Here is an 8,970-nt window from a genome sequence, read left to right as displayed (position 1 = left end):
CCCGCCGCTGAGCCCCCCGCGCATGCCCCCCACCCGCCCCCGCCGTGGCGGAGGGGGCCCGCGCCTGCTATAGCCGGGGCGGCTTCCCGGGGCGCGCGTCCCGCGGCCGCGCGCGCCCAGGGCCGACCGATGGCCGGGCGCGCGGCACAGACAGGAGTTTCCCCATCCATGGCGCGCCGCCGGCAGGTCTACGAGGGCAAGGCGAAGATCCTCTTCGAGGGTCCGGAGCCCGGCACCCTGGTGCAGTATTTCAAGGACGACGCCACCGCCTTCAACGCCCAGAAGAAGGGCACCATCACCGGCAAGGGCGTGCTGAACAACCGCATCAGCGAATACCTGATGACGCGCCTGACCGAGATCGGCGTGCCCACCCACTTCATCCGCCGCCTGAACATGCGCGAGCAGCTGATCCGCGAGGTGGAGATCATCCCGCTGGAGGTGGTGGTGCGCAACGTCGCCGCCGGCAGCCTCTCCACCCGGCTCGGCATCCAGGAAGGCACGCGGCTGCCGCGTTCGATCATCGAGTTCTACTACAAGAACGACCAGCTCAACGACCCGATGGTGTCGGAGGAGCACATCACCTGCTTCGGCTGGGCCTCCACCCAGGACATCGACGACATCGTCGCGCTGACGCTGCGCATCAACGACTTCCTCTCGGGCCTGTTCCTGGGCGTCGGCATCACGCTGGTGGACTTCAAGGTGGAGTTCGGCCGGCTGTGGGAGAACGAGGACATGCGCATCGTCCTCGCCGACGAGATCAGCCCCGACAATTGCCGCCTGTGGGACGCCAAGACGGGCGAGAAGATGGACAAGGACCGCTTCCGCCGCGACCTTGGCAAGGTCGAGGAAGGCTACCAGGAGGTCGCCCGCCGGCTCGGCATCCTGCCCGAGGCGGGCGTGCGCGACATGAAGGGGCCGGAGACGGTACAATGAAGGCCCGGGTCTATGTGATGCCGAAGGCGGGCGTGCTGGATCCCCAGGGCAAGGCGATCGGCCATGCGCTGGAGGGCCTCGGCTTCGCTGGCGTCGGCGAGGTGCGCGCGGGCAAGGTGATCGAGCTCGACCTGGCCGAGACCGACCCCGCCAAGGCGAAGGCGCTGGCCGAGGAGATGGCGCGCCGCCTGCTGGCCAACACGGTGATCGAGAGCTTCCGGGTCGAGGTGGCCTGACTTGGTCAAGGCCAGCGTCCTCATCGTCGCGGTCCTGACGGTGCTGATCGCCATGGGGCTGCGCTGGCGCGAGCAGCGGCTGCCGCAGGTGGCCAGCCAGAAGCGCGCCGGCTTCCTGGCGCGCGGCAAGAAGGGCATCGACCGCTGGGTGACGGCGGCCGCGATCGCGGTGGTGGTGACGCTGCTGGTGATCGGCGGGCTGAACTGGCTGCGCGTCTGGCAGGGAGGTTAGGCCTGTGAAGGTTGTGGTGGTCGTCTTCCCCGGCACCAACCGCGAGCGCGACATGGCGATCGCGCTGGAACGCGCCACGGGGCGCAAGCCGGTGATGCTGTTCCACCGCGAGACCGCGCTGCCGCAGGGCACCGACCTGGTCGTGCTGCCAGGCGGCTTCTCCTATGGCGACTACCTCCGCTGCGGCGCCATGGCGGCGCAGTCGCCCATCATGCGCGAGGTCGCGGCCTTCGCGGCGCGGGGCGGACACGTGCTCGGCGTCTGCAACGGATTCCAGATCCTCTGCGAGGCCGGCCTGCTGCCCGGCGCGCTGCTGCGCAACGCCTCGCTGCGCTTTCTTTCGATGGACTGCCACATGCGCGTGGAGCGTGCCGGCACGCCCTATACCGCGCATTGGCAGCAGGGCGCGGTGTTCCGCGCGCCGATGGCGCATGGCGACGGCAACTGGTTCGGCGACGACCAGACGCTGGCGCGGCTGAAGGCCGAGAACCTTGTCGCCTTCCGCTACTGCGAGCCGGACGGGCGCACGACGCAAGCGGCCAACCGCAACGGCGCGCGCGACAACATCGCCGGCATCCTCTCGCCCAACCTCCGCGTGCTGGGGCTGATGCCGCACCCCGAGGACTACGTGGACCCGCTGATGGGCGGCACGGACGGGTTGCCGATGTTCACCAGCCTCGTGGAGAGCCTGGCCTCCGCCTGACGCGCTTGCGCGGCCCGCACGCCCGCACCAAGCTGGCTCAACCAGAGGTGGAGAGGACAGGGCATGACGGCCTTTCTCAAGGAGCGCGAGGTCGGCTTCGACTCCTCCAGGCTCGGCTATCCCAGCGTCGCGAACTGCCTTGCCGTCTGCTACGTCACGCCCAACGGGCTGTTCGGGCTGCACAACAACGGCGCCGTCGATCCTGGGCCTCGCGCGGAGCGCTCGACCGCCTTCGCCAACTTCGTCATGGCCCATGCGAGCTACGCGAAGGGCACGCGGCTCTACGGCGTCACCTTCGCGGCGAACAACCGCTACCCCGCCTCGCCGAACGCGAAATGGGCCGAGGAACTCGGCGTCTTCGCCACGGCGCTCGGCTTCGACGGCAAGATCCGCGGCTTCGACCTCGCCAATGCCGGCATCACCGGATCCGCCTATGTCGAGTTCCGCTGGGCCGGCGAGAAGGCCGAGATCTGGGTCGAGGCCTGGACCGGCCAGGCCACGACGACGGGCGCGCCGCTCAACCCGCACGACCAGAAGTTCATCGCCAACCGCAGCCTCGCCGGCACGCCGGTGGTGCTGCTGGAGACGAAGGCCCTGGTCGTGCGCTCGGTCGCGGTCGGCACGCTCACGCGCGCCCACTCCGTGCGGCTGCGCCACTGATCCCTGCGGCGTCGGCAGGCAGCCATGAGCGCGACTCGCTGGACAAGCGCCGCCCCGCGCCCGACAACCCGGCCATGACGCAGGCCCCCACGCCCCTCGACCCCGCCCGCGCGAAGCAGCTCTCGGCCGAGTTCGGCCTGAAGCCGGACGAGTACGACCGCCTGCTGGCGATCCTCGGCCGCACGCCCGCGCTGACGGAGCTTGGGATCTTCTCCGTCATGTGGTCGGAGCACTGCTCCTACAAATCGTCGCGGGTCTGGCTGCGCACCCTGCCGACCAAGGCGCCCTGGGTCATCCACGGCCCCGGCGAGAATGCCGGCGTGATCGACATCGGCGACGGGCTGGCCGCCATCTTCAAGATGGAGAGCCACAACCACCCCTCCTTCATCGAGCCCTACCAGGGCGCCGCGACGGGCGTGGGCGGAATCCTGCGCGACGTCTTCACCATGGGCGCGCGGCCCATCGCTAACCTGAACGCGCTGCGGTTCGGGGCGCCGGACGCGCCGCGGATGACGCGCATCATCGACGGCGTGGTGCGCGGCATCGGCGGCTACGGCAACTGCGTCGGCGTCCCCACCGTGGGCGGCGAGGTCAACTTCCACCCGGCCTACAACGGCAACCCGCTGGTCAACGCCATGACCGTGGGCATCGCGCCGAAGGACCGCATCTTCCTGAGTGCGGCCGCCGGCATCGGGAACCCCGTGGTCTATGTCGGCAGCAAGACCGGCCGCGACGGCATCCACGGCGCCACCATGGCCAGCGCGGAGTTCAGCGCGGATGCCGAGGAGAAGCGGCCGACCGTGCAGATCGGCGACCCCTTCGTCGAGAAGCTGCTGATCGAGGCCTGCCTCGAGCTGATGGCCACCGACATGATCGTCGCCATCCAGGACATGGGCGCAGCCGGCCTGACCAGCAGCAGCGTCGAGATGGCGGGCAAGGGCGGCGTGGGCATCGAGCTGGTGCTGGACAACGTCCCCCAGCGCGAGACCGGCATGACCGCCTACGAGATGATGCTCTCGGAAAGCCAGGAGCGCATGCTGATGATCCTGAAGCCCGGCCGCGAGGCCGAGGCGGAGACGATCTTCCGCAAGTGGGAGCTGGACTTCGCGGTGATCGGCCACCTGACCGACACCGGCCGCATCGTCATCCGCCACAAGGGCGCCGTCGAGGCCGAGATCCCGCTCGCGCCGCTGGAATCCGAGGCGCCGCTGTATCGCCGCCCGACCGCGGAGACGCCGAAGCAGACGGTGCTGGACGCGAGCGCCATCCCCGATCCGGTCGGGATCACGTCAGCGCTGGAGAAGCTGGTCGGCAGCCTGGACCTCTGCTCCCGCCGCTGGATCTGGGACCAGTACGACAGCACGGTGGGCGGCCAGACCGTGCAGCGCCCCGGCGGCGCGGATGCCGCGGTGGTGAAGCTGGAGGGGCTGAAGCGCGCGCTGGCCATGACCACGGACTGCACGCCGCGCTACTGCCTGGCCGACCCCGAGGAAGGCGGCAGGCAGGCGGTCGCCGAGGCCTGGCGCAACCTGACGGCGGTGGGCGCGACGCCGCTGGCCATCACCGACAACATGAACTTCGGCAACCCCGAGAAGCCGGAGATCATGGGCCAGTTTGCCGCCGCGGTGCGGGGCATGGCGGCCGCCTGCACCGCGCTCGACTTCCCGGTCGTGAGCGGCAATGTCTCGCTCTACAACGAGACCAACGGACGCGCGATCCTGCCCACCCCGGCGATCGGCGGCGTCGGCGTGCTGGAGGATGCGGCGCAGTCGGTGGGTCTCGCCCTGAAGCCCGGCCTGGACCTGATCGTGATCGGCGCGACGCAGGGCTGGCTCGGCCAGTCGCTCTGGCTGCGCGAGATCGCTGGGCGGGAGGAGGGCGCGCCGCCGCCGGTGGACCTCGCGGCCGAGCGCCGCAACGGCGACTTCGTGAGGGCGCGGATCCTGGCCGGCCAGGTCGTGGCCTGCCACGACGTGGCGGATGGCGGCCTGCTGGTCGCGGTGGCGGAAATGGCGATGGGCGGCGGCATCGGCGCCGTGCTGGAGCCGCCGCCCGCCAGCCTCCCCGCCCATGCCTTCTGGTTCGGCGAGGACCAGGGCCGCTACGTGCTGGCGGTGGCGGACGGCTCGGCGCTGCTGGCGGCCGCCACGGCCGCGGGGGTGCCGGCCGCGCGGCTGGGCCGGTCGGGCGGCGGGGACTTGGTTACCGGCCCCGGCTCCTCCATATCCGTCGCCAGTCTGCGGGCGGCCCACGAATCGACGCTGCCCGCGCTGATGGAGGCTGTGGGCTGACATGACCCCGGCGACGCAGGAGCCGAACCCATGGCGATGAACGCCGCCGAGATCGAGGCGCTGATCAGGTCGGCCCTGCCCGACGCCCAGGTCACCATCGAGGACCTGGCCGGCGACGGCGACCACTACGCCGCCACCGTCGTCTCCGCCGCCTTCAAGGGCCTGTCGCGGGTGAAGCAGCACCAGCTGGTCTATGCCGCGCTGCAGGGCCGCATGGGCGGACAGCTGCATGCGCTGGCGCTGCAGACCTCCGCGCCCGACTGAACCGACCTTCCCAGGGGAACCGCAGATGACCGATCCCGTCCACGGCCGCATCCAGGCCGAGATCACCGAGAACCCGGTGGTGCTCTACATGAAGGGCACGCCGGTCTTCCCGCAGTGCGGCTTCAGCGCCCGCGTCGTGCAGATCCTCAGCCACATGGGCGTGCCCTTCAAGGGCGTGAACGTGCTGGAGGACATGGAGCTGCGCGAGGGCATCAAGAGCTTCACCAACTGGCCGACCATCCCGCAGCTCTACGTGAAGGGCGAGTTCGTCGGCGGCTGCGACATCGTCACCGAGATGTTCCAGTCCGGCGAGCTGCAGGCGGTGCTGGAGGAGAAGGGCGTCTCGCCGAAGGCGACGGCGTAACCGAAAGCCCTCTCCCCCCGCAGGGGGGAGAGGATTGGGTGAGGGGGGCGACGGGCGTGACGCGCAGGTGTCTGCGACGCGCCGTGTTTCGCATTCAGCGTTTCGCGCCCCACCCCTAACCCGACCCTTCCCCGCAAGCGCGGGGGAGGGGGCAAGGCGCGCCCTTGACCCCTCTCCCGCTCTTGTGGGGAGGGTCCCGTCGCGAAGCGAAGGGGGGTTGGGGTGGTGCCGTCCCGGCAACGGCACCAGCGCCGGCCACCCGCGAGGGTGGGCCGCCGTTTTGCGTTCCGTGCAACGCCCAACTCGCCCTTACGATTTACCAACAAACGGCTTGCGGGGGGGGTGGATTGTAGCTTCCGCCCAAGCCTTGCCGGGACCACGCCGCGCGCCGGCGCGTGGCGATTCGCGCCGCTGGGCGAGCGGGACTTGGCGGAGCGCGCGGCGGAATGACGATCATCATCAACGGCACGCCCGATGCCGACACGTTCGGCAGCACGTCCGACGAGGTGGAGCGGATCTTCGGCCTGCAAGGCAACGACCGGATGACCGGCCGGGGTCGCAACAACACGCTGCTCGGCGGCGACGGCGAAGACACGCTGATCTCGGAAGGTGATGGCTTTCGGAATTTCTTCGGCGGCCTCGGTGCGGATGTCTACGTCATCCTGCCGGTCACCACACCGGACTTCGCAGAGACGCGTATCAATGACTTCAACCGGTCCCAAGGCGATCTCATTGACGTCTCGGCCTTCGTCAACCTGACCTTCGCCGACATCCAGCAGTTGACGGTATTCGTGCCGCAGGTCGTCGTCCTCGCCGACAACAACCTCCTCTATACCTTCCCCAGTCTCCAGGCCTCCGACTTCATCTTCTACCAGGCCCCGCCCCCGACCGGCGTGCCCGAGCCCGGCACCGCCGCACTGCTCGGCGTCGCGATGCTCGCCGGCGCGGTCGCACGGCTGCGGCGACGCTGAACGGGCGGGCGCACCCAGCCGACCCCGCAACCTGTTGATTTCCCGGTCGGCACCACACGCCCCACACCAGGGGCGTGAAGGTGTCCATTGTCACGCCGGCCTTTGATGTCGCCTGCTTCGTCGGCGACGCCATCGCCTCGGTCCGCGCGCAGTCCCACGCCGACCTCGAGCTCGTCGTGGTCGATGACGGCTCGCGCGACGGCACGGCCCGCGCGGCGGAACGCGCAGCCGAGGACGATCCGCGCATCCGCATCCTGCGCCAGGCCAATGCCGGCGTCTCTGCCGCGCGCAACGCCGGGATCGCCGCGGCCACCGGCCAGGCGCTGCTGTTCCTCGATGCCGACGATTGGCTCGCCCCGGATGCCCTGGCCCGCCTGGTCGCCGCGCTCCGCGCCGCGCCGGGCGCGGTCGCCGCCTATGGTCCCTGGGCGGCAGTGGCGGAGGCGGCACGGCCCGGCGACCCGCCGCTGCGGCTCAAGACCGGACCGTTCCCGGATGGCGACGTGCTGGAGACGCTGCTTGTGCGGAACCTGCTGGCCAATGGCGGCCACTTGCTGATCCGTCGCCGGGCCTTTGCCGCGGCGGGCGGCTTCGATCCCGCCATCCGCTACGGCGAGGACTGGGAATGCTGGGTGCGCCTGGCGCTGCAGGGCGGCTTCGGGCGCGTGGCCGGGACCGCCCCGCTGCTCTTCGTGCGGGAACGGGGCGCCAGCGCCTATCGGCGCATGGCGCGCGACCCGGCGGCCTTCGCGCCGGCGATGGCGGCGATCTGGGGCAACCCGGCGCTCGCCGCGCGGCTCGGCCCGCGCCTGGATCGGCTGCGCGCGCGGGCGGAGGCGGAGAATGCCTGGGTGGTCGGCAAGGAACTGATCCGCCATGGCGCCATGGCCGAGGGCCTGGCCCGGCTGCGCAGCGCCTTCGCCGCCGCACCGGGCCCGAAGCGGGCGGCGCTGCTGGCCGCCGCGCATCTGCTGCCGCTGCTGCCCGGCCGGCTCCACGGACCCTTCGCGCGCTACCCAGCCTGAGGCTCAGTACTGCAGCCACCAGGCACCGGTGAGCGACCCGGCCTCGATACCGGTCAGCACCGCCAGCGTCATCCGCACCGGATCCTCCTGCCACTGGTAGGTCCAGGAGGACGGGCCGGTCATCACGGCCGCCCAATGCGTCTCGGCCAGCACCAGCGTATCCGCGCCCTGCTGCTCGGCGAAGATCCGCTCGAAGACCCGGCGGAGCAGCAGCGCGTCGCCCTCGGCGCGGTCGAAATCGGCGATCACCGCCAGCGCCGGATCGGGCGAGGTGGCGCGGGTCGCACCGATCACGAAGAGGTCGCCGCCGGCGCCGCCCTCCAGCCGGTCCTGCACGACGGAGGTGCCGCCATCCAGCCGGTCGGCGCCGTCGCCACCGCGCAGCAAGTCGTCCCCCGCCTCGCCGGCCAGCCAGTTGTCGCCGGCATCGCCCGTCAGCGTGTCGTCGAAGCGGCTGCCGGCGACATTGGGGATGCCGAACAGCCGGTCGCCTTCCGCATGGCCGAAGCGGCCGGTGCCGGTTGAGAGATCCACCACGACCCGCGCATGGGAGGTCTCGTAGCTCGCCCAGTCATCGCCCGCCGGCGCGTCGCGGCCGAAGCCGCCGATCAGGATGTCGGCGCCGAGGCCGCCTTCCAGCACGTCCCGCCCGGCGGCGCCGTACAGCGTATCGTTGCCCGGCCCACCGTAGAGCCAGTCATTGCCGCTGCCGCCGGAGGCGATGTCGCGGCCGCCGCCGCAGAAGATCATGTCGTCGCCGAGTTGGCCGTCGATGGTGTCGTCGCCGTCGCGCGAATCGTAGCTGCGGTCGTCGCCATACAGGCTGTCGGCGCCGCCGCCGCCGAGGATGCGGTCATGCGGGCGGCTGCGGTCGGGCACGCCGCCTTCGGCATCGCCCCGGATCACCTCGGCGAAGTCGGTGCCGATCTTCAGGTCGCCATTCGGTGGCAGCGGCAGCATGGCGGGCTCCCTGCTGGGGCCTGCAGCGAACCACGCGCGGGTGCCGCGGTCCCGTCGCGAAACGTCGCCGCGCAACGGCGGAAACACGCCGCGCAATGCGGCGACACGATGCGCACGGCCGGCCGTGGCATGCTCCGGCCATGCACGAGGCACACATGACGACGAATGGCGACAGGCGCCCCATCGCGGCGCGCGAACTCGGGGCGACGCAGCGCGTCGCGGCCTGGCTGGTGGCGCGCGGCGCCTCGGCGGACGGGATCTCGCTGGCCGGCATGGCGGCGGGGCTGGTCGGCGGCCTCGCCCTGGCCGGCACCGCCTGGTGGCCGGAGGC

At 71.2% G+C, this 8,970-nt stretch carries 11 protein-coding genes and 1 pseudogene; 11 read left to right on the top strand and 1 reads right to left on the bottom strand.

What is annotated here, in order from left to right; all coding sequences use genetic code 11:
* Positions 1-168: 168 nt before the first annotated feature.
* From purC to OZN99_RS18780, 10 genes are all read left to right on the top strand, one after another.
* Positions 169-933, top strand: a complete 765-nt coding sequence (purC, locus tag OZN99_RS18825) for a phosphoribosylaminoimidazolesuccinocarboxamide synthase (protein WP_270936806.1) — start codon at positions 169-171, stop codon at positions 931-933.
* Positions 930-1,169, top strand: coding sequence for a phosphoribosylformylglycinamidine synthase subunit PurS (gene purS / locus OZN99_RS18820; RefSeq protein WP_270936805.1), 240 nt, complete (start codon positions 930-932; stop codon positions 1,167-1,169). The genes purC and purS overlap by 4 nt, the downstream gene beginning before the upstream one ends.
* A gap of 1 nt (position 1,170) precedes the next feature.
* Positions 1,171-1,401, top strand: coding sequence for a hypothetical protein (locus OZN99_RS18815; protein WP_270936804.1), 231 nt, complete (start codon positions 1,171-1,173; stop codon positions 1,399-1,401).
* A gap of 4 nt (positions 1,402-1,405) precedes the next feature.
* Positions 1,406-2,104 (top strand): phosphoribosylformylglycinamidine synthase subunit PurQ, encoded by a 699-nt coding sequence (purQ, locus tag OZN99_RS18810; protein ID WP_270936803.1) that lies wholly within the window; start codon positions 1,406-1,408, stop codon positions 2,102-2,104.
* Positions 2,105-2,167: 63 nt separating this feature from the next.
* Entirely contained in the window at positions 2,168-2,764 is a 597-nt protein-coding gene (locus tag OZN99_RS18805) for a hypothetical protein (RefSeq protein WP_270936802.1), read from the top strand.
* 74 nt (positions 2,765-2,838) lie between these two features.
* Positions 2,839-5,055, top strand: coding sequence for a phosphoribosylformylglycinamidine synthase subunit PurL (gene purL / locus OZN99_RS18800; RefSeq protein WP_270936801.1), 2,217 nt, complete (start codon positions 2,839-2,841; stop codon positions 5,053-5,055).
* A gap of 30 nt (positions 5,056-5,085) precedes the next feature.
* The gene (locus OZN99_RS18795) at positions 5,086-5,319 is read left to right on the top strand and encodes a BolA family protein (protein ID WP_270936800.1); all 234 of its coding nucleotides are present in this window, start codon (positions 5,086-5,088) and stop codon (positions 5,317-5,319) included.
* A 25-nt stretch (positions 5,320-5,344) separates the two neighbouring features.
* The gene (grxD, locus tag OZN99_RS18790; RefSeq protein ID WP_270936799.1) at positions 5,345-5,683 is read left to right on the top strand and encodes a Grx4 family monothiol glutaredoxin; all 339 of its coding nucleotides are present in this window, start codon (positions 5,345-5,347) and stop codon (positions 5,681-5,683) included.
* 446 nt (positions 5,684-6,129) lie between these two features.
* Positions 6,130-6,654, top strand: coding sequence for a PEP-CTERM sorting domain-containing protein (locus tag OZN99_RS18785; RefSeq protein ID WP_270936798.1), 525 nt, complete (start codon positions 6,130-6,132; stop codon positions 6,652-6,654).
* Positions 6,655-6,734: 80 nt separating this feature from the next.
* Positions 6,735-7,679 (top strand): glycosyltransferase family 2 protein, encoded by a 945-nt coding sequence (locus tag OZN99_RS18780; RefSeq protein WP_270936797.1) that lies wholly within the window; start codon positions 6,735-6,737, stop codon positions 7,677-7,679.
* Positions 7,680-7,682: 3 nt separating this feature from the next.
* On the opposite strand, the gene OZN99_RS18775 is transcribed toward OZN99_RS18780, so the two are convergent.
* Positions 7,683-8,639 (bottom strand): calcium-binding protein, encoded by a 957-nt coding sequence (locus tag OZN99_RS18775; protein ID WP_270936796.1) that lies wholly within the window; start codon positions 8,637-8,639, stop codon positions 7,683-7,685.
* Positions 8,640-8,779: 140 nt separating this feature from the next.
* On the opposite strand from OZN99_RS18775, the pseudogene OZN99_RS18770 reads away from it, so the two are divergent.
* Positions 8,780-8,970 (top strand): annotated as a pseudogene (locus OZN99_RS18770) (hypothetical protein); the annotation flags it as partial.

This window comes from Falsiroseomonas oryzae, from assembly GCF_027856955.1.
GTDB classification, from domain to species: Bacteria; Pseudomonadota; Alphaproteobacteria; order Acetobacterales; family Acetobacteraceae; genus Falsiroseomonas; species Falsiroseomonas oryzae.
Note: the sequence above shows the minus strand (reverse complement) of the source record. Positions and strands in the feature narration are given on the sequence as shown.